Origin of the sequence: Paraburkholderia aspalathi, assembly GCF_900116445.1 — a bacterium.
In the GTDB taxonomy this organism is placed as follows: domain Bacteria; phylum Pseudomonadota; class Gammaproteobacteria; order Burkholderiales; family Burkholderiaceae; genus Paraburkholderia; species Paraburkholderia aspalathi.
Genome location: NZ_FPBH01000009.1, coordinates 203846 through 225788, shown reverse-complemented (window position 1 = coordinate 225788; position 21943 = coordinate 203846). Strand labels below are relative to the sequence as shown.

The 21943-nt window shown below is 59.6% G+C and carries 25 protein-coding genes; 20 read left to right on the top strand and 5 right to left on the bottom strand.

Annotated features, from left to right (window positions below):
- Positions 1 to 214: 214 nt before the first annotated feature.
- A complete protein-coding gene (locus tag BM438_RS16685) occupies positions 215 to 1180 on the bottom strand; it encodes a LysR family transcriptional regulator (RefSeq protein WP_093635387.1) in 966 nt (321 codons plus the stop codon).
- Positions 1181 to 1367: 187 nt separating this feature from the next.
- On the opposite strand from BM438_RS16685, the gene BM438_RS16680 reads away from it, so the two are divergent.
- The 7 genes from BM438_RS16680 to hutC all read left to right on the top strand — a co-directional run bounded on the left by BM438_RS16680 (position 1368) and on the right by hutC (position 8113).
- A complete protein-coding gene (locus BM438_RS16680; RefSeq protein ID WP_093635331.1) occupies positions 1368 to 2555 on the top strand; it encodes an NAD(P)/FAD-dependent oxidoreductase in 1188 nt (395 codons plus the stop codon).
- A gap of 341 nt (positions 2556 to 2896) precedes the next feature.
- Positions 2897 to 3748, top strand: coding sequence for a substrate-binding periplasmic protein (locus tag BM438_RS16675; protein WP_054041182.1), 852 nt, complete (start codon positions 2897 to 2899; stop codon positions 3746 to 3748).
- A complete protein-coding gene (locus tag BM438_RS16670) occupies positions 3715 to 4497 on the top strand; it encodes an amino acid ABC transporter permease (protein ID WP_208620667.1) in 783 nt (260 codons plus the stop codon). The genes BM438_RS16675 and BM438_RS16670 overlap by 34 nt, the downstream gene beginning before the upstream one ends.
- Positions 4487 to 5281 carry an amino acid ABC transporter ATP-binding protein gene (locus tag BM438_RS16665; protein WP_244179388.1) on the top strand — a complete coding sequence of 265 codons (795 nt, stop codon included), beginning with the start codon at positions 4487 to 4489 and terminating at the stop codon, positions 5279 to 5281. Before BM438_RS16670 ends, BM438_RS16665 begins: the two co-directional genes overlap by 11 nt.
- A 38-nt stretch (positions 5282 to 5319) precedes the next feature.
- Positions 5320 to 6174 (top strand): phytanoyl-CoA dioxygenase family protein, encoded by an 855-nt coding sequence (locus tag BM438_RS16660; RefSeq protein ID WP_093635330.1) that lies wholly within the window; start codon positions 5320 to 5322, stop codon positions 6172 to 6174.
- Complete coding sequence (hisC, locus tag BM438_RS16655; RefSeq protein ID WP_093635329.1) at positions 6171 to 7310, top strand: histidinol-phosphate transaminase; 1140 nt, start codon at positions 6171 to 6173, stop codon at positions 7308 to 7310. The genes BM438_RS16660 and hisC overlap by 4 nt, the downstream gene beginning before the upstream one ends.
- Positions 7311 to 7360: 50 nt before the next feature.
- A complete protein-coding gene (gene hutC, locus BM438_RS16650) occupies positions 7361 to 8113 on the top strand; it encodes a histidine utilization repressor (RefSeq protein ID WP_093635328.1) in 753 nt (250 codons plus the stop codon).
- 14 nt (positions 8114 to 8127) lie between these two features.
- Here the strand turns inward: hutC and BM438_RS16645 are convergent, their stop codons facing one another.
- Positions 8128 to 8724, bottom strand: coding sequence for a TetR/AcrR family transcriptional regulator (locus tag BM438_RS16645; protein WP_093635327.1), 597 nt, complete (start codon positions 8722 to 8724; stop codon positions 8128 to 8130).
- A gap of 178 nt (positions 8725 to 8902) precedes the next feature.
- On the opposite strand from BM438_RS16645, the gene BM438_RS16640 reads away from it, so the two are divergent.
- From BM438_RS16640 to BM438_RS16610, 7 genes are all read left to right on the top strand, one after another.
- Positions 8903 to 9454, top strand: a complete 552-nt coding sequence (locus tag BM438_RS16640; RefSeq protein WP_093635326.1) for a sigma-70 family RNA polymerase sigma factor — start codon at positions 8903 to 8905, stop codon at positions 9452 to 9454.
- The gene (locus BM438_RS16635; RefSeq protein WP_093635325.1) at positions 9451 to 10092 is read left to right on the top strand and encodes a DUF1109 domain-containing protein; all 642 of its coding nucleotides are present in this window, start codon (positions 9451 to 9453) and stop codon (positions 10090 to 10092) included. The genes BM438_RS16640 and BM438_RS16635 overlap by 4 nt, the downstream gene beginning before the upstream one ends.
- 158 nt (positions 10093 to 10250) lie before the next feature.
- Positions 10251 to 10562 carry a BufA1 family periplasmic bufferin-type metallophore gene (locus BM438_RS16630; RefSeq protein ID WP_054041172.1) on the top strand — a complete coding sequence of 104 codons (312 nt, stop codon included), beginning with the start codon at positions 10251 to 10253 and terminating at the stop codon, positions 10560 to 10562.
- A 32-nt stretch (positions 10563 to 10594) separates the two neighbouring features.
- Positions 10595 to 11524, top strand: coding sequence for an MNIO family bufferin maturase (bufB, locus tag BM438_RS16625; RefSeq protein WP_093635324.1), 930 nt, complete (start codon positions 10595 to 10597; stop codon positions 11522 to 11524).
- Positions 11514 to 12293: an HvfC/BufC N-terminal domain-containing protein gene (locus BM438_RS16620; RefSeq protein WP_093635323.1), complete on the top strand. Its 780-nt coding sequence runs from the start codon at positions 11514 to 11516 to the stop codon at positions 12291 to 12293. The genes bufB and BM438_RS16620 overlap by 11 nt, the downstream gene beginning before the upstream one ends.
- A 5-nt stretch (positions 12294 to 12298) precedes the next feature.
- Positions 12299 to 12805 carry a DoxX family protein gene (locus BM438_RS16615; protein ID WP_093635322.1) on the top strand — a complete coding sequence of 169 codons (507 nt, stop codon included), beginning with the start codon at positions 12299 to 12301 and terminating at the stop codon, positions 12803 to 12805.
- Between the two features lie 42 nt (positions 12806 to 12847).
- On the top strand, positions 12848 to 13489 hold the full coding sequence (locus tag BM438_RS16610; protein WP_093635321.1) for a DUF1109 domain-containing protein: 642 nt from the start codon (positions 12848 to 12850) through the stop codon (positions 13487 to 13489).
- 64 nt (positions 13490 to 13553) lie between these two features.
- Here BM438_RS16610 and BM438_RS16605 read toward each other — a convergent pair whose 3' ends face one another.
- Together BM438_RS16605 and BM438_RS45530 are read right to left on the bottom strand one after the other, a co-directional pair.
- A complete protein-coding gene (locus BM438_RS16605; protein ID WP_093635320.1) occupies positions 13554 to 14651 on the bottom strand; it encodes a branched-chain amino acid aminotransferase in 1098 nt (365 codons plus the stop codon).
- A 329-nt stretch (positions 14652 to 14980) separates the two neighbouring features.
- The gene (locus tag BM438_RS45530; protein WP_167378411.1) at positions 14981 to 15157 is read right to left on the bottom strand and encodes a hypothetical protein; all 177 of its coding nucleotides are present in this window, start codon (positions 15155 to 15157) and stop codon (positions 14981 to 14983) included.
- Between the two features lie 248 nt (positions 15158 to 15405).
- On the opposite strand from BM438_RS45530, the gene BM438_RS16600 reads away from it, so the two are divergent.
- The 3 genes from BM438_RS16600 (at position 15406) to BM438_RS16590 (ending at position 17961) form a co-directional block, all read left to right on the top strand.
- A complete protein-coding gene (locus tag BM438_RS16600) occupies positions 15406 to 15645 on the top strand; it encodes a hypothetical protein (protein ID WP_200620220.1) in 240 nt (79 codons plus the stop codon).
- A gap of 384 nt (positions 15646 to 16029) precedes the next feature.
- Positions 16030 to 17517 (top strand): hypothetical protein, encoded by a 1488-nt coding sequence (locus BM438_RS16595; RefSeq protein ID WP_093635318.1) that lies wholly within the window; start codon positions 16030 to 16032, stop codon positions 17515 to 17517.
- A gap of 117 nt (positions 17518 to 17634) precedes the next feature.
- Positions 17635 to 17961, top strand: coding sequence for a putative periplasmic lipoprotein (locus tag BM438_RS16590; protein WP_093635317.1), 327 nt, complete (start codon positions 17635 to 17637; stop codon positions 17959 to 17961).
- A gap of 122 nt (positions 17962 to 18083) precedes the next feature.
- Here BM438_RS16590 and BM438_RS16585 read toward each other — a convergent pair whose 3' ends face one another.
- Entirely contained in the window at positions 18084 to 19031 is a 948-nt protein-coding gene (locus tag BM438_RS16585; protein WP_093635316.1) for a LysR family transcriptional regulator, read from the bottom strand.
- A gap of 353 nt (positions 19032 to 19384) precedes the next feature.
- Between BM438_RS16585 and BM438_RS45525 the strand changes: the two genes are divergently transcribed.
- The 3 genes from BM438_RS45525 to BM438_RS16575 all read left to right on the top strand — a co-directional run bounded on the left by BM438_RS45525 (position 19385) and on the right by BM438_RS16575 (position 21851).
- The gene (locus BM438_RS45525; RefSeq protein ID WP_167378410.1) at positions 19385 to 19741 is read left to right on the top strand and encodes a hypothetical protein; all 357 of its coding nucleotides are present in this window, start codon (positions 19385 to 19387) and stop codon (positions 19739 to 19741) included.
- A complete protein-coding gene (locus BM438_RS16580; RefSeq protein WP_167378409.1) occupies positions 19642 to 20784 on the top strand; it encodes an MFS transporter in 1143 nt (380 codons plus the stop codon). Before BM438_RS45525 ends, BM438_RS16580 begins: the two co-directional genes overlap by 100 nt.
- Positions 20785 to 21104: 320 nt before the next feature.
- The gene (locus BM438_RS16575; RefSeq protein WP_093635314.1) at positions 21105 to 21851 is read left to right on the top strand and encodes a hypothetical protein; all 747 of its coding nucleotides are present in this window, start codon (positions 21105 to 21107) and stop codon (positions 21849 to 21851) included.
- The last annotated feature ends 92 nt before the right edge of the window (positions 21852 to 21943 follow it).

Genomic DNA, 21943 nt, shown 5'->3' with positions numbered 1-21943 from the left:
GTTTGTGCCATGTTTATCTAAGTGAATCAAAGATTCCCACCAATAAACGCTTTGGACGCCATGCGTCGTTCCTGATTTCGATACTGAAAGGTTCATCAGCCTGACTCCGGTGCACATCGTCGCTGTGACTGGTGCGACTTTGCACAAAAACGAGGTGGGCGGTTAAGCAGCGTTAAAAGCAACGCTTATACAAACGCGTGCTATGGCGCCTGAATCAGCGCAATGCATCGTCCGGCAGATCGGGTAGCGCCCGCGCGAGCGACGGTTGAATCGCGTTGTCCAGCACGCCGCGCGTCAGCATGACGATGTCGCCGGCGAACTGTTCCCACTCGCCCTGGCGATGCAGCAGAAAAAAATCGCGCCGCCCGAGGCGGCTCGGCGGCAACGGCATCACCGCGATATCGTCCAGATAGTGCCGCGCCTGCCACAGACACAAAGGCGTCGAAATTGCGAACCCCGCCCGCGCGGCCACCAGACTCAGCAGCGGATCGGTCGCATCGAACTCGTAACGCCGCGGACTGTTAATGCCCAGATGCCGCACGAAACGTTCGATCTGCTGGCCGATCACCGAGCGCGCCGTATAGCGGATCAGCGGCAGCTCGAGCGCAAGTGTGCGCCAGTCGATATTGCGGCGTCCGTTCAACTGGCTGCGCGCAACCACCACCACGAATGCCTCGGAAAACAGCGGCACTTCGACGATCCGTGGGTCGCTCAGCGTGGTCTGCGTGCAGATCGTGATATCCAGTTCGCGGTCGTGCAACTGCTTGCTCAAGCCCGGCGTGAGACCGGACCACATCGAAATCTGCCGCTCTGAATTCGACACCGCACGAATCAATTCCGGCCCGACAGTGGCCGCGAACGAATCGACGCAACCCAGGCGCACCGGCATCTTGCCGGTATGCGAGGCATCGCCGATCCGCGCGCTCACCATCTGCGCGTGTTCAATCAACGGCCCTGCCAACTCCAGCAACGCGCGCCCCGCTACATTCGGGCGCGGCGGACGGCTCTCGCGATCGAACAGCGTCAGGCCCTGATCTCGCTCCAGCGCGGCAATCGACTGGCTGATGGCGCTCTGGCTCACGCCCAGCTGCTTCGCCGCGCCCGTCATCGAGCCGCTGTCGCAGACAGCCACAAACGCCTGCAACGCGCGCAGATCGATCGGGGTCGGGGTTCGTCTCATGAGATGCTCCGCTCGCATGGGTGACATGCAGGTCATCCCGTGCGGTACGCGCGGCTCGGTGCCGAGGTTCGCAGGCTTGCTGCACAGGATGAGAAATTGCATTGGCTCGCCATAAGTTTGCCTAATACAAAATTGGCGCGGCCAACGTTTTCCTAGAATTCGCCTCATTGCCTACACAGAGGTCCACATGAGCCACTACGATTTCATCGTGATTGGCGCTGGCGTCATCGGCGCGTCGGTCGCCCATCATCTCGCCGCACTGGGCGCGCAAAGCGTGCTGGTTATCGAACAGGGCACGATCGGCGCGGGCACCACGTCACAGTCGTCCGGCCTGTTGCGCACGCACTATTCGGTGCGCCAGAACGTGGAACTCGCGCGCTCTTCGTGGTGGGCATTCAATAATTTCGCTGACTATCTCGGCGACGACGAAGCGTCCTGTGGTCTCGTCAAGTGCGGCTATCTGATCTGCGCGCCCGACGGCGACAAGCTGGAGCCGCTGCGCGCCTCGCTCGCCGCGCAGCAGGATATGGGCATCGAAGTGCAACTGCTCGACAAGGCTGAGGCGCACGAGCGCCTGCCGATTGCGCACTTCGACGACGCCGCGCTGATCGGTTATGAACCTGAGGCGGGTTTTGCGGATGCCTATCTGGTGGCGACCGGCTTCGCCCGCTCTGCGCGCCGACGCGGTGTCAAGATCATGGAAGGCGTGACGGTTATGGGGCTCGTGCGCGAAGGACGCCGGATCACCGGGGTCGCAACCAGCGCGGGTAACTTCAGCTGCGGCACGCTGATCAGCACGCAGAACATCTGGACGTCGGAACTCGCCGGCTGGATCGGTGTGCCGCTGCCGGTCAAGCCGGAGCGACACACGGTGCTTGCGCTCGAGTGCGACGGTGCCGCCTACTCGTTCAAGATGCCGGCGTTCAAGGACCTGGGTTCGGACGGCATGCTCTATTACCGCAGTTACGGCGGCAGCCAGATGCTGGTGTCGGAAGGTGTGGTCGGCGAAACGTTGAACTCGCCGGAAACCGAACAGGGCGATATCTCGCTCGACTATGTTGCCGAAGTCGGCGCTCAGGTGGTGGAACGCTTTCCGGCTTACGAGGCCGCTGGTCTCGCTTCGTCATGGACCGGTGTGTACGACGTGACGCCCGACTGGAATCCGGTGTTAGGCAAGGTCGGCGATATCGACGGACTCATTGTCGGCTTTGGCTTCTCCGGGCACGGCTTCAAGCTGTCGCCGGGCATCGGCAAGATCCTCGCGCAGCATGCGCTCGGTCTGCCCACGGATGTTTCCCTTGCGCCCTATGCGCTCGACCGGTTCGCCAGCGGCGAGCTGCTGGTGGGCAAGTACGGTTCGGGCGCAGTCTCCTGACTCCGAATCCCGATCTCTGAATCGCTCGCCATCGGATTCGGGCAGCGCATCGCGTTGCACATACGTCACGTCGTCTCACCACGAGCGATCGGCTAATCGCGCAACGCGATTCCAGCGCCGAAAGAACGTTCACACCCTCCCCCTCCGATTTGCACTCAGGCCACAAACCTGATGTGCGAGTGCCGACTTTCCCTCCGTTATCGACGCCGAAAAAAAACTTGGCTATTTTTTTTGTTGCAGTATAGTCCGGTCTAGACCGCATCGCGAATGGATTTCATCGAGGTATCGCGGACGCGCACAACGTTTCCCCAGCCGTTCCCTTTCTGACCGGAGTGTTCGCCATGAATCGTCTGATCGCGTTATGTGCCGCCGCCGTCCTGTCCAGCTCCGCATTTCCGGTCGCCGCGGGCTGTCTGGACGACGTGAAGTCGAGCGGTGTCCTGACAGCGGGCAACGGCCTGATGGGTACCCGCCCTTTCGTCTGGCAAAACGAAGACGGTAGCTATGGCGGCTTCGAGGCCGATATGCTGAAGGAAGTGGGCAAGCGCATCGGCGTGCCGAAGACGGACTTCGTCGTCACCGAATGGAGCACGTTGATTCCCGGGCTGAAATCGAAGCGCTGGGACATCATCTTTTCATCGATGTCGGCCACGCAGGAGCGCATCCAGAGCGCCAACGTGCGTTTCTCACGGCCCTACTTCCTGCTCTACGACGAAATCATTGTCAAAACCGATTCGCCGATCCAGTCGTTCGCAGATCTGAAGAACCGGAAGGTTGCCACAACGCTCGGCACCAACGATTCGGTGAACGCACACCGGCTCGCGACCGAAGGCCAGATCGGCGAAGTCATGGACTTCAATTCGTTCGGCGAGCCATTCATGGCGTTGCAAAACGGCCAGGTCGACGCGGTACTGCTCGATCAGGGCACCCTGCTCGGCCAACGCGAGAAGATGAAAAATCTTCGCGTTGTCGGTCAGCCGATCTACTACCACCCGAAGCCCGAATGGGTCGACGCCGAGAACAAGGCGAACTATAAATTCGGCACGAGTGCCGCAGCGGTGCGCGCAGAGTGCAGCGATCTGCTCACCGCGATCAATGGCGCGCTGCAATCGATGGATCAGGACGGCACGCGCCAGAAGATCCTGACGAAGTACGGTGCATGGTCGCCGGAGCAAGCGGTGCTGACGAAGTAATCGCGCCGATCATGAGCGAGTTCTTCTTTACGCTGATTCCGCGCTACTTTCCGTTCCTGTTGAAGGGCGCGTGGGTGACGATCGAACTGTCGGTCATCAGCATGACGTGTGCGATTGCGCTCGGACTCGCGGTCGCGCTAGGCCGGCTGTCGTCACGGCGCTGGCTTGACTGGCTGCTGCGTGCCTATGTCGAGATCTGGCGCGACGTACCGCTGGTGGTTCAATTGCTGGTGATCTACTTCACGTTGCCGCAGGTCGGCTTGACCTTGCCGGGATTCTGGGCGGGCGTGCTCGGCCTCGCGCTGAACCTCGGCGCGTATCTTTCGGAAGTGTTCCGCGCGGCGATCCAGGCGGTAGACAACGGCCAGCGTGAAGCGGGACTGACCATCGGCATGTCGCACACGATGATCTACCGGCGGGTGATTCTTCCTCAAGCGCTGAAGGTTGCGCTCCCCACGATCGGCGGTTATTTCATTTCGTTGCTGAAGGATTCGTCGTTGGTGTCGTTCATCGCGGTCAACGAATTGCTGAGGCACGGCACGATTGTGATCGCCGATACCTTCATGAGCATGCAGGTCTATCTGATGGTGGCGATCATCTACTTCGCGATGAGCTTTGCTGCGGCACGCGGCGTGCGATGGATCGAGCAGAAGTTCACCCCGGTACACCGCGGCGGCAAGCGCGTGTCGACACAGATTCCCGCAAGCAAGGCCGGCGCAACGAGCACGGAGCCCAATCTTGAAACCTGATCTGAACGGGACGGCGAACCCTTCAACGTCTATTCTCGAAGTGCGCGCACTCGAAAAATCGTTCGGCGCGGTACGGGTGCTCAAAGGCATCGACCTGCGTATCCGGCCCGGCGAGGTGAGCTTCTTCATCGGTCCGAGTGGCGGGGGCAAGTCCACGTTGCTCCGTTGCATCAATTTTCTGGACATGCCGACCGGCGGTGAAATCCATTTCGACGGCGAACGGCTTTGTCATCAGGATGGCGCCACGTTTCGCACGAAGCCGGAAGCGCAACTGCGCATTGCACGGCGCAAGATGCCCATGGTGTTTCAGCAATTCAATCTGTTCGCTCATCGCACCGTGCTCGAAAACGTGATCGAAGGGCCGATCCACGTGCAGCGTCGCCAACGCGACGAAGTCATCAGTGAGGCCTCGGCGATCCTGCATCAGGTTGGCCTCGGCAATCGCCTTGGCTACTACCCCGACCAGTTATCGGGCGGCCAGCGCCAGCGCGTTGCGATTGCACGTGCACTGGCGATGAAACCGAAAGTCGTCCTGTTCGACGAGCCGACCTCGGCGCTCGATCCGGAGCTTGTCGCGGGCGTGCTCGACACGATTCGCACCCTTGCCGATGCGGGTTTGACGCTTGCCATCGTGACCCATGAGATGGCGTTCGCACGCAAGCTCGCCGACACGATTCATTTTGTCGCCGACGGCGTCATTCTGGAGTCAGGCACCCCTGACTCGATTCTCGGCGCGACAGGAAACAGCCGCATCGCCGATTTCATTCGGGCAGTTGAGCGGTGAGCAGCGTGCAATGTCAATCACATATAAAGGAAACGGAGATGTCTGAAACCATTCAACAGCGCGTCGCGCGCGCGGTGACCGACGATCTGGTGCGGGCGTTTCGCGTCGACGGCGCGGTGTGTATTCGCAACATTTTCTCCGAGGATGAACTGGCGATGTTGCGCGAGGCCATCGACCACAACATCGCTCAACCGAGTCCGCGTGCAAAAGTGGCGAGCCGGCCGGACGATCCAGGCTGGTTTTTCGAAGACTTCTGCAACTGGCAGGATAACGACGGTTATCGCCGTTTCATCATGGAGTCGCCTGCGCCGAGCGTTGCGGGTGCGTTGATGGGCGGCGAAGCGGCCCGTTTCTATCACGATCATCTGCTGGTGAAGGAGCCCAACACGCGCCAGCGCACGCCGTGGCACCAGGACCAGCCGTACTACAACATCACCGGCAACCAGAACGTCAGCATGTGGATTCCCGTCGATCCGGTCGCGCGAGCATCAACACTCGAATTTGTCGCAGGTTCGCATCGCGGGCCATGGCTGATGCCGCGCACGTTCATTGCCAACGAGGCGAAGTGGTTTCCCGAAGGCAGCCTGACCGATTTGCCCGACATCGAAAGCAATCGCGACGCGTATCCGATCATTGGCTGGGAACTCGAACCTGGCGATATGGTGTGCTTTCATATGCTGACGTTGCATGCCTCGGGCGGCGTTGGTGGTAACCGTCGGCGCCGCGCGTTTTCGCTGCGCTTTATCGGCGACGATATCCGTCACCAGCCCCGCCCGTGGCGCACATCGCCGGAGTTTCCGGGTCTGCGCGAGACGCTAGCCGAAGGCGCGCCGATGGCGCACCCGCTGTTTCCGATAGTGTGGCGCGCAGAACAAGGACAGGTGGGCGTATGAGCGAAACGAAAAGCGAGTTGGACGATACCGTGAAAAACGCACCGGTGCCCGCGCATATCCGTGCGTTGCCGCTCTATGTACCGGGCCGCTCCGAGCAATCGGTTGCGCGCGAATATGGTCTTGCACGCATCATCAAACTGGCGTCGAATGAAAATCCGCTCGGCTGCAGCCCACATGTCGCGCAAGCGTTGGCCGAGCAGTTCAGCGGCGCGGATACCGCTCTCGCGCGCTATCCGGATAGCGATGCATTCGATCTGCGTAACGCGCTTGCCCGCTATCATGGTGTGCCGGCCAACCACATCGCGGTGACGAACGGTTCCCACGAACTGATCGATCTGTGCGCGGCGTTGAGTTTGCGTGCCGGCACCGCCGGACTCTATTCGCAGTACGCATTTCAGGCCTATCCGATCAGTATCAAGGCGCGCGGCGCCACCGCAATCGAAGTGCCGGCGTCCGATTACCGTCACGATCCTGCCGCGATGCGCGCGGCGTTGACCCCCGCAACGCGCCTCGTCTACATCTGCAACCCCAACAATCCAACGGGCACGCTGCTGTCCCCGGCAGAGATCGAAGTCATTCTGGATTCGGTCGGTCCGGATACGCTCGTCGTACTCGATGAAGCGTATATCGACTACGTCGACCCCACGCTGCGCCCCGATTCGATTTCACTGCTTGCGCGTTATCCGCAACTGGTCGTCGCGCGAACGTTTTCGAAGGCGTACGGGTTAGCGTCGCTGCGAGTCGGCTACGGCATCATGCATCCCGATCTTGTCGATGCCATTGCTCGAATCCGCCCGACGTTCAGCGTCAATGCACTCGCGCAGCGCGCGGCACTGGCGGCGCTCGCCGATCGCGTGTTCCTGCAACGCACGCAGAGTCTGAATCGTGCAGGCATTGCGCAAATCACCCAGGCGCTGGAGCGTCAGGGCATTCCGTTCATCCCTACACACGCGAACTTCATTGCGATTGGCCTGAACGACGCAAAAACGGTGGCCCAACGGCTGCTACAAGCCGGCATCGTGGTCCGGCCGCTCGGCGCATACGAACTGGACGACCTTGTCCGCGTGACCGTCGGTACCGAAGAGGAAAATGATATGTTTCTGCGCGCGCTGTTCGCGGCGCTTGGGCGAGACTGAAAGCGTAATAGAATCGGTGTCGCTCAATTCGGAATCGAAGGGTAGTACATATGGCTCAAAAACCCGGTGCGCCGTTTCAGCAGATCAAGGCCGTTGTACGCGACAAGGTTCGTGCAGGCGAATGGGGCGTTGGCGAGCGCATCCCGTCGGAGATCGATCTGGCGACGGCGTTCGGGGTCGCACGCATGACGGTCAATCGCGCATTGCGCGAACTGACCGCCGAGGGTGAACTCGAACGCGTGGCCGGCGTCGGCACGTTTGTCGCCGAAGGCAAACCGCAGTCGAACCTGCTGATGATCGCTCATATTCGCGATGAGATTCGCTCGCGAGGGCACGAATATGCGTGCAAGGTCATTACGCTGGTGCGCGAAGCCGCTTCGATCGAGGTCGCCGCGGCGTTCGGGCTGCCGAGGAATACGCCGGTGTTTCATCTGACCTGCGTACATCTGGAAAACGGGCGGCCCATTCAGTTCGAAGACCGGTATGTGAACCCCGCCGCCGCACCGGATTTCCTCACGCAGGATTTCACGGCCGAGCCGCCATCGCAGTATCTCTACAACAACGTGTCCCACTACGAACTGGAAATCGAGCATATCGTCGACGCCTGTTTGCCGACGCCTGAACAGGCAGCGCTGCTCGAGATGCGAACCGACGAGCCTTGCTTGATGCTGACGCGGCGCACCTGGACCGGCGGCACGCCGGTGACACTCGCTCACTTCGTGCATCCAGGAAAGCGGTATCGGCTCGGTTCGCGCTTCAAACCGAATTCGATGCCGAGCCAGGGGTTGGCGAGAGGCCGCTGAAGCGCATGCAGGCGTCAGTCGAGTTTGTTGGGCTCGAGAAGCGCCAGCGCCGGCCGTACAACGCCCTCCAAGAGCGCACGTTCCGGCCTTGTCCGGGCAAGCACCCGTATGCCGAGATGGAGTCCTAGCAGCAAGCGCGCAAGATCGTCCGCAGACTGGGCAGTCGAAATCTCGCCAGCCTGCTGACCCGCGTGCACACAGCGCCGGAAAAACGCTTCTACCGCCACCAGCACATTGGCGATCATCGTCTGGAAACCAGCGTCGTGTGGTGCAACCTCAAGTGCCGAATTCACCAGCAGGCATCCCTTACGGTCCCTGTCGCCGACCGATCGCTCGACGATTTCCCGAAAGAATGCCTTGATGGCATCAAGAGGCGGCAGGCTCCGCTCGAATCTCGACACCCGGTCGCCGAAGCTATTTTCTATGTAGTGGGCCAGCGCCCGTTGAAACAGCGAACGTTTGTCCCCGAACGCGTTGTAGAGGCTCGCCCCCGTAATGCCCATGCACTGCGCAAGATCCCGCACAGAAGTCGCCTCGTAGCCATAGACCCAGAACTGGTGGGCGGCTGCATCGAGGACCGCATTTTCATCGAATTCCCGTGGTCGGACCATGCTTACTCCAGCCATCGCGCAACGTCTTCCCGGTCGGGATTGCAACGTCACACACGTTGCGATATTCTAAATCATCCGATCTAAAACAACCTGGAGCCTTAGCAAACCTGCTTTGGTGCCGCACGACAGCCAGCACGCGCGCATCAGGCGGTCTGAGAACGCAACGCACAGGAACATCATGACCGTGTACTCCGCAGAGGAGCGTCTGAAAACGTTGTTCGTCTCGGGCCTGGCAGGCAACGCATCCGAGTACCGCGCGTTTCTGTCCGAACTGACGCGTCACCTGCGTGGCTATCTTCGCAAACGGATTCCCCAACTTCACGATGACGTCGAGGATCTCGTTCAGGAAATCCTGCTGGCCGTGCATAATGCACGTCATACATACCGGCCGGATGAGCCTCTGACCGCGTGGGTTCACGCGATCGCGCGCTATAAACTGATGGATTTCTTCAGAACGCGTGCGCGACGGGAGTCGCTGCATGACCCCCTTGACGAGCACGACGACATTTTCGCCGAGTCCGCCGACGAACCGACCGATGCCCATCGCGACATCGGGAAACTGCTCGATCACCTGCCCGACAAGCAGCGGCTCTCGATCGTGCACGTCAAGCTGCAGGGACTTTCAGTCGCCGAAGCCTCCCGCTTGACGGGGCTATCGGAGTCGGCCGTCAAGGTCAGCATCCATAGGGGTCTCAAGGCTCTGGCCACATACGTCCGGAGAATGGCATGAGAACAGATGACCTCGTCGGATTGCTCTCGACCGGCATAGCGCCCGTAAAAAGCGGCACGGTGGCCCGTCGGTTCGGCATCTCATTGCCGGTTGCCGCCCTTGGCGCGACGGCGTTGATGGCTGCCGTATTTGGCATTCGCCCCGATCTGAGCACCATCGCCAAAACCGCAATCTTCTGGGAAAAACTCGCGTTTCCGCTGTGCCTCGCAATCGGCGCCCTGATTGCAACCGTTCGGCTCGCGCGCCCCGGCGCCAAGGTCGGAACTGGATGGCCCGTCATCGCTATACCGGTTGTAATCGTCTGGATTGCAGCCATAGCGGTGCTCATCAGCGCCGCACCGCAAGAGCGGTTGCCCGCAATACTCGGGCAGACCTGGCGCACATGCCCATTCAATATCCTTCTGCTGGCCGTTCCAGGCTTCATTGCGATCTTCTGGGCTGTCAAAGGACTGGCGCCGACCCGTCTACGGCTCGCCGGCGCCATCTCGGGTCTGCTCGCAAGCTCAGTCGCCACGGTCGCGTACTGCTTTCATTGCCCCGAGATGAACCCTGCGTTCTGGAGCATCTGGTATGTGGTCGGCATGCTGCTTCCAGTCGCGCTCGGAGCGGTGCTGGGTCCCAAACTGCTTCGGTGGTGAATGCTCAGGCCTCTCGTTGATCGAGCGGCTTGATTTTGTTGCGCGCAAGTCGAAAGCAAAAAAAAGATGACTTGCCTGTAACCGGACGTCTCCAGTCCACGAATTAGATGATGTATCCAGCACGGGTACTCCTCTATCTCAACTTCTGGAGAAATTCCATGTCCGCTAAAGCCACTGTCAGTTCCGCCCTCCTCGCCGGCGTAGTCGCTAGCCTGCTCGCATCAGTCGCCCACGCAGCACCGCTTACGAGTGCGGAGGCAAGCGCCGCGGTCGCCGCTCACAAGGAAAAGTGCTATGGCGTCGCCCTGAAAGGGCAGAACGATTGCGCCGCCGGTCCTGGCACCACGTGTCAAGGTACGTCCGCAATGGATTTCCAGGGCAACTCATGGAAGTTCGTTCAAGGTGGCACCTGCACGAGTATCGCCGTGCCGGGTGGCGGCCATGGCTCGCTCACCGCTCTGAAGTCCTGATCCGGCAAACGACAACAGGAAAGGGGGCGGCCATGACCGATTTCACCCGAACAACGCCAGTCGGAATCGACGAGCGCGGCTGCCCCTCCGGTGTGACCGCTGCGGAACGGCAGTTTGTCGGCACCAGTTTCAAGCATGAACATCTCGCCGCGATTCTCGCGGACGAACTGAAAGACGGCTTCTTCGAAGTCCACGCTGAAAATTATATGGGCGCTGGCGGTCCGCCACATCGGGCGCTTGCGGCTATCCGCGAGAACTACCCGATCTCCATTCACGGCGTGTGTATGTCGATCGGCGGCCCTCATGCGCTGGACGCTGCTCATCTCGCACGCTTTCGCGATCTGCTTGCACGCTACCAACCCAAGCTGGTGTCCGAGCATCTGGCGTGGTCTTCACATGGCGGAACGTTTTTTAACGACCTTCTGCCTTTGCCGTACACGAAAGAAACGCTCGAGCATGTGTGCGAACACATCGACCAGGTTCAGCACGCGATCAAACGCCCCATGCTTCTTGAGAATCCGTCGACCTATGTGGCTTTCGAGTCGTCGACAATGAGCGAAACCGAATTCATCGGGGCCGTCGTTCAGCGTACCGGCTGCGGCCTGCTACTGGACGTCAATAACGTTTTTGTTTCGGCAATCAATCATGGTTTCTCCGCCGCAGCGTACCTTGACGGATTGCCCCTTGAGGCCGTGGGCGAAATACATCTGGCCGGGCACAGCGAGCAACGCGACGACGAAAACGAACCGCTGCTTATCGATAGCCACGACCGCGCCATCGCCGATCCGGTCTGGAATCTTTACAGGCATGTCGTATCGCGGATTGGCCCGAGGCCGGCATTGATCGAATGGGATAGCAATCTTCCCGCGTGGCCCGTGTTGCGGGATCAGGCAACGACAGCACGGCGAATCATGGCTGAGCACGGAATGTCACTCGCGCAGGAGCTCAGCCATGACGCCTGAAAATCGTTCGTGCCAGTACGCCACAGCGTTTGCACCGGGACTGATAGACCCAGCGATCGCAGCGCCTGAAGACCTAGTGGCCGCACCAGGGAAGCGTGTAGTGAAGCGCTACAACGTTTATCGCAACAACGTCACGGTCAGGCTCATTGATGCACTGGCAGCGATCTACCCTGCTATCCAGCGCATCACTGGCGTCGACTTCTTCAGGGCGATGGCCCGTTTCCATATCCGCGAGACGCCTCCCGTTTCGCCGTTACTGTTCGAGTACGGGCGGGATTTTCCTGCCTTCATCGAATCCTACGAATACGCCCGCGAAATGCCGTGGCTTGCGGACACGGCGCGCGTCGAGCGTGCGTGGCTGGATGCCTATCACGCTGCGGACCTGCCTGTGCTCGCTACCGAGGCGCTAGGAGATATCGAGGCCGCGTCGCTGGCCGGGCTGCGTTTCAGACCGCACCCCGCGGCGCGGATCGTGCGCTCAGCCTATCCGGCCGTCGCAATCTTCGCGATGAACCGCACGGATGGTCCTGTTTCCCCGCTACGGTCAAACGAACCCGAGGATGCACTTGTGACACGACCGGAGCAGGACGTCATCGTCTCGCGTCTGCCGGCGGGCGGTGCAACGTTCCTTATCACCCTTCTCGCGGGCGCCTCACTGGGCGAAGCGGTCGCTGCTGCATTTGAAGAAACCTCTTCCTTCGATCTCCAGGCCAACATGGCAGGGATGATCTCGGCTGGCGTTTTTTCTGCCATTCAACATGGAGATTGATCAAGATGACACCGGACACTCAACAGGCAAAACTGCCATTTCCAGGCGTAGTGATATCCGCGATTGGTGCGGCGAAGCGGCTGATCCAAAACCTCGCGCAACCGTGGCTCGTTCAACTCGTGCTTCGTATTGCGCTGGCCGTACCGTTCTGGAAATCGGGCATTCTTAAATGGCACGGCTTCCTTCAACTGAACGACACGGCAATCGATCTGTTCACTCAGGAGTTCCAGTTGCATCTGCCAGGCGGCCCGTACCCGTTTCCCGCTCCGGCCGTGTTTGCATTTCTGTCGGGCTGCGGCGAGGTGACATTCCCGGTGTTGCTCGTGCTGGGCTTTGGAACGCGATTCGCCGCGGCCGGCCTGATACTGATGACGTGCATCATCGAGCTGACGGTCCCGGACGGCTGGCCTATCCATCTCACCTGGGTAGCCATGGCATTGGGAATCGCAGCCTGGGGACCAGGCCGGATATCCATTGACTATCTGCTGGGTGACAGGTCGTTCAGACCCTGACCCGAAGTTTTCGTCGAATCGTCGGCCTCCCCACTGAACAACATGAGAACTTCGGATCTGATACTCAGGCTGACGAGTGGTCTTACGACGATTGAGCCGAATTCCGTTTCGAGGAGACTCAATCGGTCGTTGAGCGTGGGGCTTGCCGGCAGCATGGCGATGCTGGTGATCATTTACGGCATCCGCAGCGACATGCCGGAATTGCTGTTGACGACGATGTTCTGGATACGGCTCGCGTTCCCGGTAGCAACGCTCATCACCGCATTGAAACTGGCCGGACGTCTTGGACGCCCCGGCGTACCCGTCAAGCTCGCATGGTTCGCGGTCACGCTGCCATTCATTGCCATGTTGTTCGTCGCCTCGCTCATGCTGATCGCGACTCCGCCGGGCTATCGCCTGGAGCTGATGCTGGGCACAACATGGCGGGTCGCCACAGCGAATATCGTGCTGCTCTCCCTGCCTTCACTTGCCGCCGTGATGCATGCCATGAAGGGGCTTGCACCTACCCGCCTGGCACTGGCGGGCGCCGGCGCCGGGCTGCTCGCCGGCGCGCAAGGTTCGCTCGTGTACTCCCTTTACTGCTCGGAGATGTCCGTACCGTTCTGGGGGACCTGGTACGTACTGGGCATTGTCATAACCGCCGGTATAGGTGCTGTATTTGCTCCGCTCTACTTGCGGTGGTAGTCCAGCGTCTCCCGGCGGCGCCCGTCAGACAAATTACCCAGCCCATATTATTCGGGCAAATCGCTCAGGCGACGTGATGGACCCAGCCGAACGGATCGGCGATCCTGCCACGCTGTATGCCGGTGAGCCTGGTGCGAATCAGTTGCGTGACGGGGCCTTCGCCACCATCGCCGATCCTGAACTCGCCGCCGGCATGACGGACCTCGCCGATCGCCGTGACGACCGCCGCGGTGCCGCAGGCAAATGTTTCCTTAACGCGACCGCTGGCGGCGTCCGCTTGCCATGCTTCGAACGAGTACGGCGACTGGTCGACAGCGATGCCTTCACGCGCGGCCAATTCGATGATCGAGGCGCGCGTGATGCCCGGCAGGATCGTGCCCGACAGGGGCGGGGTGCGCAGCGAACCATCGTCCAGCACGAAGAACACGTTCATGCCACCCAGTTCTTCGATCCACTTGTGTTCCGCGGCGTCGAGGAACACGACCTGGTCGCAGCCCTTGTTAGACGCTTCGGTCTGCGCAATCAGGCTGGCAGCGTAGTTGCCGCCGCATTTCGCGACACCGGTACCGCCCGAAGCGGCGCGCGTGTATTTATCCGACACCCACACGGTGACGGCCGATTTGCCGGGCTTGAAGTACGGACCCACCGCACAGGCGATCACGCAGAAGATGTACTCGTGCGCTGCGCGCACGCCCAAAAAGCTCTCCGAAGCGAACATGAACGGGCGGATGTACAGGCTGGCACCTTCGGCGGCTGGAATCCATGCGCGGTCGATGTCAACCAGCTTCTCGACCGCTTCAAGGAACGCGGCTTCGGGCAGTTGCGGCATCGACATGCGTTCGGCCGATTCACGGAAACGCCTGGCGTTAGCTTGCGGCCGGAATAGCGATATCTTGCCGTCCTCACCGTGATACGCCTTCATGCCTTCGAAAATCTCCTGCGCATAGTGCAGCACCGCGCAGGCTGGGTCGATCTCGAACGGACGACGGGCTTCGACCTTGGCGTCATGCCAGCCCGTACCCTCGGTCCAGCGGATCGTGACCATGTGATCGGAAAAGACGCGCCCAAACGCCGGGTTGACCAGCTTGGCGGCGATCTGGTCAGCGGGGGTAGCGTTGGCGTGCGGCTCAATGACAAACTGCAGTTGATTCTCAGTGCTCATGTCTCGGTACCTCCAAAAAAATTCGCGCCCTGAATTCTGCCATCGTAAACGGCATCCGTGCCATTGGCCACGTCTCATCGCCGCGAAGTCGCCGATGTGCTGAAGCGGCTGCAGACGCAGCAGCAAGCATCGGCGACTCTCCCGCAAGCCGCCGAGTTATCACGGCAAACCATCCCGCGCGTCCAGAAGCGTGAGGCCCCTTGTACTGCGTCGCTCAACGGCTTGAGACGCACCCGTCGAGTTTCACGACTCCAATATGCGCTTCGAAACCCGTTGACTTTATACTAGAACGATCTATATCATTTGATCGACGGGAAATGTCTGAACATTCAAATCGAATGTATTTTTAACATTTCAGGCGTGGTGCCATGCAAACCGCTGACGGAAAAATTAGCTAACCCGGATTCAATAAGGGCTGCGGCAATTCTATTCAGGATCGGCGGCGGGGTCGCTTTGGTCATGGCGATACCAAAGGCTACAGCTCCATAAATACAGGTGAGCTTCATCGGCTCAGCCTGAATCAATTTCGTCCGTAATAGATTGCGCTGCGCCAGGAGATCAACAAATACGGCTGAAAGTCCGAAGACAGTTGATGCGCGAATACGCCGGCAACGAGCGGGAGTATTCGTGCGCCCAAAATTTAACAGTAATCAGAACAAGTAATGGAGGGTTTATGCGGTCTGCAGGCGTTTTACTCATAGGCATCATGGTTTCAGTGTTATCAGCCTGTTCAAGCATTGCCAGCAGTACAAACATGCTGACCGACGACAAGATTAAATCGAGCACCTCGGGCACGCTGGGGTACTCGCCTGACGATATTGCGATAACCAGCCGTCGCACGGAAGGGACGAACACCTATGTCAATCTGAAAGCGAAAGATGGCAAAGAATACACATGCACTATCAACGGCGGAAACATACTCACTTTCGGCATGACTAATCCGCCATCTTGCAACCGGAAAGGCCAACCCCGCCAGGCAGGACCGATGCAGTGAACGCGATGTTCGACTGCAGCCGCGCAACCTGATTCGGGCCACGACACCGTTCGCATTCATCCTGCCGCGTGATCTGCGGCACCCGATAACGAATGTGCAATACCCGCGAGAGCTGTTTGGCCTGACGCGCATGTAACCCACCATCGCCGTTGATCTTGACGACTTGTGAAGACGGTGGGTGCTGCATTACACGATTAGGATTACCAATAAATAAGTATCTGGCGCACATGAAAATGATGTGCCGTATAGCCCCTGCTTGCCTTTCAGTTGAGGTGATAGAGCAAGCAATCGAGCAACGGGTGTCCCGATTATCGATAGATGTCGTGCTTTGTGTCAGTTGATAGCTGGGAAGAACCAGTTGGGATTGAATAAAAAAGGACTTTTATGAAACCCATAGCGTGGATTGTTATGGCTACCTGCCTCACGTTGACAGCGTGCGGCGGTAGCGACGTTTCAAAAGACGGCGGTTCCTCGTCATCGGCGACCAACCCCGGATCGCCCTCCACGCCGTCGTCGCCCGGGGACGGAGGCACCTCCAAAGCGCAGGCCGGCTGGTCGAAAGTAGCCGCAATAGACGGCAAAGCCCCGGAAATCGAGCCCAGCACAACCATCGATACGAACGGCAACACGCTCGTCACGTGGATGACGAGTGGTCCCTCGGGCGGCCTCGGCAACGAGATGTGGGGCGCGCGTTATGTGCCCGGGTCGGGCTGGGGAACGCCGACGCGTCTGGATACGGGCGATGGCAGCCATTCGATGACAGGGCCAGGCACGATTCAGCCGCAACTGGTCGGCAACGCCAGCGGCCAGGCGGTTGCGTTCTGGACGGAATGGATGCCGGGGCCCAATGCCTATGCGCTGTGGGCGCGCCCATATAGCCCAACTACAGGATGGGGAACGCCATTCGAAGTGGCGCCGAGCGTCACGAGCTCCACGTATACAGCAGGGATCGACGACCAGGGCAACGCCATCGTCGCCTGGCCGCAGGCGATTGACCTGCTCAATTCCCGAATCGCATGGACGCGCTATACGACGGACGGGACGTGGTCGACGACGGCACTGATTCAAATGCCGGCGCAGACCGGCCCGGGTGCCGTCACCGGTGATACCAACAATGTAAGGCCGATGATTTCGGTCCTACCGTCCGGCAGCGCGGTGCTCGCGTGGAGGCAGACCAACACGACGCAGTCGGCGCTCTGGACGGCCACGTTCGATGCGACCAACGGCTGGACCAACGTCAATCAAGCCGTATCGGACACGAGTCTGTTCACGACGATCGAGTTCCCCGCGGCTGGCATGGATACGAAGGGCAACATCACGCTGGTGTGGGGGCAACTCGATGTGACGAGCGGGAAAATCTCCACCACCACCATGTCGCAGCGCTACGTAGCGGGAACCGGCTGGCAGGCGGCTCAGGCCGTCGCCCCGGAGATTACGGAGCCGAGTGGCTTCATCGCCACGCCAATGCTGACCGTCAATGCAAACGGTGTAGCGGCCGTCATGTGGGCAGAGGGCGGCGTCGTTCTGCAGGCGAGTGTTGCGGACGCCAGCGGGACCTGGGGGCCGCTGCATCAACTGACGGAGCACCTGGATACGACGGCGCAACAGTATCCGCCCCTTGTGATCGATGCGGCAGGCAACGTGACGGTTGCGTGGCAGGACGCGAGTACGGCGGGTTCGTCGGACGTTCTCGCTGCCAGCTATCGGAACGGTGCGTGGAGTACGTCGACATTGTTCGGGCAGGACCCGCAGGACGCCTCCTGGCCCGCGCTGGCCGTCAACGCATCCGGGGCGATGGCGCTCATCTGGCAGTCGTACATCCAGAACGTCGGCTCGGAACTGCAGGCCAGCTTTTATACCCCGGGGACGTAATTGATTCGTAGACGTCATCCAACTGCCTTCGCCGGATGCCTCGGCGAAGGCGGAATGCATCGCCGTTAGCGAGCAAACGCACAGAGTGAAGATTCAACAAATCGATAAGGAATGACCATGCAAAAAGAACTGTATCCCGCGATGCGGACTGTCATCGGAATGGCGGCCGTCAGTTTGGTTTTGTCGGCCTGCGGAACGACGCAGATGAACATGATCGATGTTCAGGCGTCCACCGCCAAAACAATAGGGTTGGCTTCTTCGGACGAGATTGTCATTGCCAACGTCCAGTATGGGCAGAAGAACGGCCTGGGCGGCCAGCAAGTGAGTTACGACGCCACCACCGGCAAGGGACGGCGTTTTACCTGCACAGTGTTTATGATCCCCGGGCTGACGCCGATCGACAAACCGACTTATAACGATTGGGAATGCCATCCGCACCGTTGACTACCGCAATGAGGAAGACGGTGCACGCATCCGCCTCCCCGCCAAGCTGACAGACCCCTCCGCAAGCGCTATTTGCGCTGAACTGGAATGACCGGCGTGGTGCTCGTCGGCGTCGTCCCGGATCAGAAATGCTGCGACGATGCGCTGTCGGTTTCGGGGAGCAGTGCGAATTGCGGGCCGTTCGCGAGAGCGAAGTCGAGCATGACGGTGAGCGCCAGTCGCGCGATTGATTCTGGCAACAGACTGTCCGGATGACGGCGATACGCGGCGATCAATGGCAATGCCGGAACGCGGTGCGTGACTTTCAGCATCTGCAGCCGGCCGGCGGCGAGGTCTTTCATCACGAATGCGCACGGCAGCACCGCGATCCCGAAGCCATCGGTCACCATGTGAATGATCGCGGCGACAGACGACATGCAATTGATCTGCGCAGCCGGTTCGCCTACCGATTCGAATAGCCCGACCAGGAAGGTATGCGGTAGCGAGTGCCGCGCAAATCCGATGATCGGAAACGCGGCGAGTTCCGCTTCAGTCAGGGTTTCGTCCGAAATATTGAGCGACGGGCTCGCGATCCAGCACATCGGCAGACTGCCGAGTGCAATGCCTGACGTTTCCGCGGCGGTTGTCGGTGTGAGCTGCAGCGCCACGTCGATATGACCGCTGGCTAGCTGGGCAACGAGATGCGACGAGGTATCCCCGGTCAGCTCAATGGTGAGGTTCGGGTATTCCTCGCGCACGCGCTTGAGCAAATCGGGCAGCCACGTATGAATGATCGATTCCACTGCCCCGAGCCTCAGCAGCCCGGAAACCTTCGACCGGTCGCCGACGCTGTCGAGCATGCTCTGGTTCAGCTTGAGTATCTGCTCGGCAAATGGAAGTGCTTTCGTGCCCACCTGTGTCAGCGTGACCTCGCGTGACCCCCGATCGAACAGTTGCACGCCCATTTCCTGCTCGAGTGCAGAAATGCGGCTCGATATGGCGGCCTGGGTTGCATGCATGCGCTCGGCAGTCAGGCGGAAGTTGCGCAGGCGCGCCAGCCAGACGAAGGTCTCCAGAAAACGTATGTTCATATCGAATCGACCCAACTTTATGCGGGATTGAGCCGCAGTTTAGCCTGACGCACCGGCTGACGTAGTAAAAAAGGCTTCCGGCTTACCCATAGAAATTCTTGTCGAGCGCGGCCAGGACTGCCGCGCGCGATGGTTATGTGACGTCGGATGAGATGGGCGATAAATTTTATTTGTCGATGCTGAACGGAATTTCTTGCTGGACGCTGAATTTCGGCGATCAAATACTGGCCCGCTTGCGGTCGAGGGAAGGGAGGGACCTGCAACACGGTGACGAAACGGATTTTCAGATCCGTCTCGGGTGAACATTGAGCTGAATATAGATCCATAAACATTGTCCATAGTTGGGAGACACAATGCCGGCAGCAGGAAGATCAATCAATGTTCGCGAATTCATCGATGAGCGCAGAGTTAGTCCATTTCAATGGCTGGTCGGGTTTTTAGCGTTCCTGATCATCTCATTGGACGGCTGGGACACCGTCATTATCGGTTTTGCCGTACCGGAGCTCATCAGGGAATGGGGCGTGACCAAGCAAGCACTGGCTCCGATACTCAGCGCTGCATTGTTCGGCCTCGCTCTCGGCGCTTTTGTCGGCGGCCCGGTGGCGGCCCGGTGGCGGACCGGTTTGGACGCAAACGCGTCCTCACCACCAGTGTTTTTATCATTGGCATTGGGACACTTGCCACTGCGTACGCTACATCTCTCGGGATGATGTTGCCGATCCGGTTTGTCACAGGGCTCGGCCTGGGCGCAGTCATGCCAAACGTAGTGGCCCTGTGGTCCGAGTACGTTCCGGAACGCCGGCGCTCCTTCCTTGTGACTGTTGTGTATAGCGGTTTCACAGTTGGCGCCGCCCTGTGCGGATTCATCGCAGCCTGGATCATTCCAGGCTACGGATGGCGCACCATGCTCATGGTCGGTGGCACGCTTGCAATTTTTTGCGTGCCTCTTCTCATACTCTGGCTACCCGAATCAGTTGCATTCCTGACAGTCCAGAACAGGCGCCCCGAACTGATTGGCAAGATTCTTTCTGCTATCGGTCGTACAAACGTGCCTGCTGATACGCAATTCTTCTTGCCAGCACAACCCGTGGTGAAAGGTGGCGCTATCGGGACAATCCTTTCGAAGCGCTACGTAGCCGGCACGGTCCTCATCTGGCTTTGCTATTTCGTCGGGCTGTTCGTTACCTATCTGCTTTACAACTGGCTACCCACAATGGCGAAGGAGGCGGGATATACGAGTGCCGAGGGCGCCGTCATGGTAGGGGTTTTGAATTGGGGCGGCACACTGGGCTCGATTGCCATCGGCTGGCTGATGGATCGCTTCGATCGATACTACACGGTCGCAGTGAGCTTTTGCATGGCGGCAATTTCGCTCTGGGCAGTCCATAGCGTGGAGTCGACATTCTGGGCTTCGCAGATACTTGCATTCGCCTGGGGATGGTTCATTCCGGGAACAAACACAGGAATGAACGCATTGACAGCGCGCTTCTACCCGACCGTTGCCCGATCCACCGGCTTGAGTTGGATGCACGCGTTCGGGCGATTTGGAGCCATTGGCAGCGCGTTTGCCGGCGCAGCAATCCTAAGTGCGGGACTGGGGCTCGGTCAGATTCTCCCGATGATGGCCTTTGCGCCGCTGACAGGTGCGGTAGCCGTACTCATCATCGCTGGTCTCGTGAGGCGCTGGGCGCTCGCCGATGAGTCGGCGACAAAGACCGAGCCGTCGAGTGCTGAAATTTCGCCAAGCGCTTGACGGGCTGTTGAACCCAGGAAGCAGGGACCTGAGATCAGATCCCTGACCAGGACGGGATCATGCCGGTCAGGTTTGGTAAGGATCAACGACGCTCGGTTCAATGTGGAATCTGTACTATTGCGCAAGGAGAATTCGACGCATAAGGCAGCTTCAAATTGACACGACTATCTACGTTGCTTCGCATCCAGCTACTCGGGAAGGCTTCAATTTTTGCCACCTGTTTGCTGGCTGCCGCAGTTGCACACGCCGATTGTCGACTCAAAGCCACAGCGCCACAGGATCTTGTACTCCCGTCGAAAACGCTTACTGCGTCTCCGGATATGCCCGTGGGGTCGACGATAGGATCGGTTCGCGTCGCAGCGGAGCGCGATATCCCGTTCGCCTGTAGTGGCACATCGAATGTACGCGAAGCAAAACTCACTGACATCTTCGCGCCCGTGCCGGGCTTCAGCCGGGTGTTTGCTACTAATGTTATCGGCGTAGGTCTGCGTGTCAGCGCAAGCGGCGGAAACTTTGCGGGCATTGACGATACTTCGCGCCCCGTACCCTACAAAGTTTCCGTCCCCACTGAAGCGGACCGTCTAACCGGATTCGCACTCCAGGTGGACTTCGTCAAGACCGGTCCGATACAGGACGGCGTGCTTGCGGCGGGAAGGCTTCTGAGCGTTCGTGTCGGCGAGACGGATATCGTCGATGTCGACATCCCGGTCAACGCCATCGTTTTCACCTCATTCCAGTGCGATGTGGTACGTGCCAACGGCATGGTCGCCACAGGCATAGGCACGAGGGGCGCATTTTCCGAAGAAAGCGTTGTAGTGCATAACGGCTGCAATCCGGGCGTCAGTGTCATGATTCAAGCGACCCAAATAAACGCCTACGGCCATTGGCCCAACCTTCCCCAACCGGATTCAGATCGAGGCCGCCCTGTGGGTGCCATCAGTGTGCGTGCTAACGCCTTCTCGCGAAATCTACCGGACGGAAGTTCCGCCGCCTTTGACGGTGTTGGAGGTGATTTCGGAGTCGGCGCAACCGGCGGAGCGGGCCGGGTCTCGAACTTTCGTCGGTAGCGCAAACAACGCGCACTACACATCTGCCGCTGAGTTCGTGATGCAAAGTCGTGCCATCAAAACAGAAGCGTAACGACTGGCGGCCCTTGTTC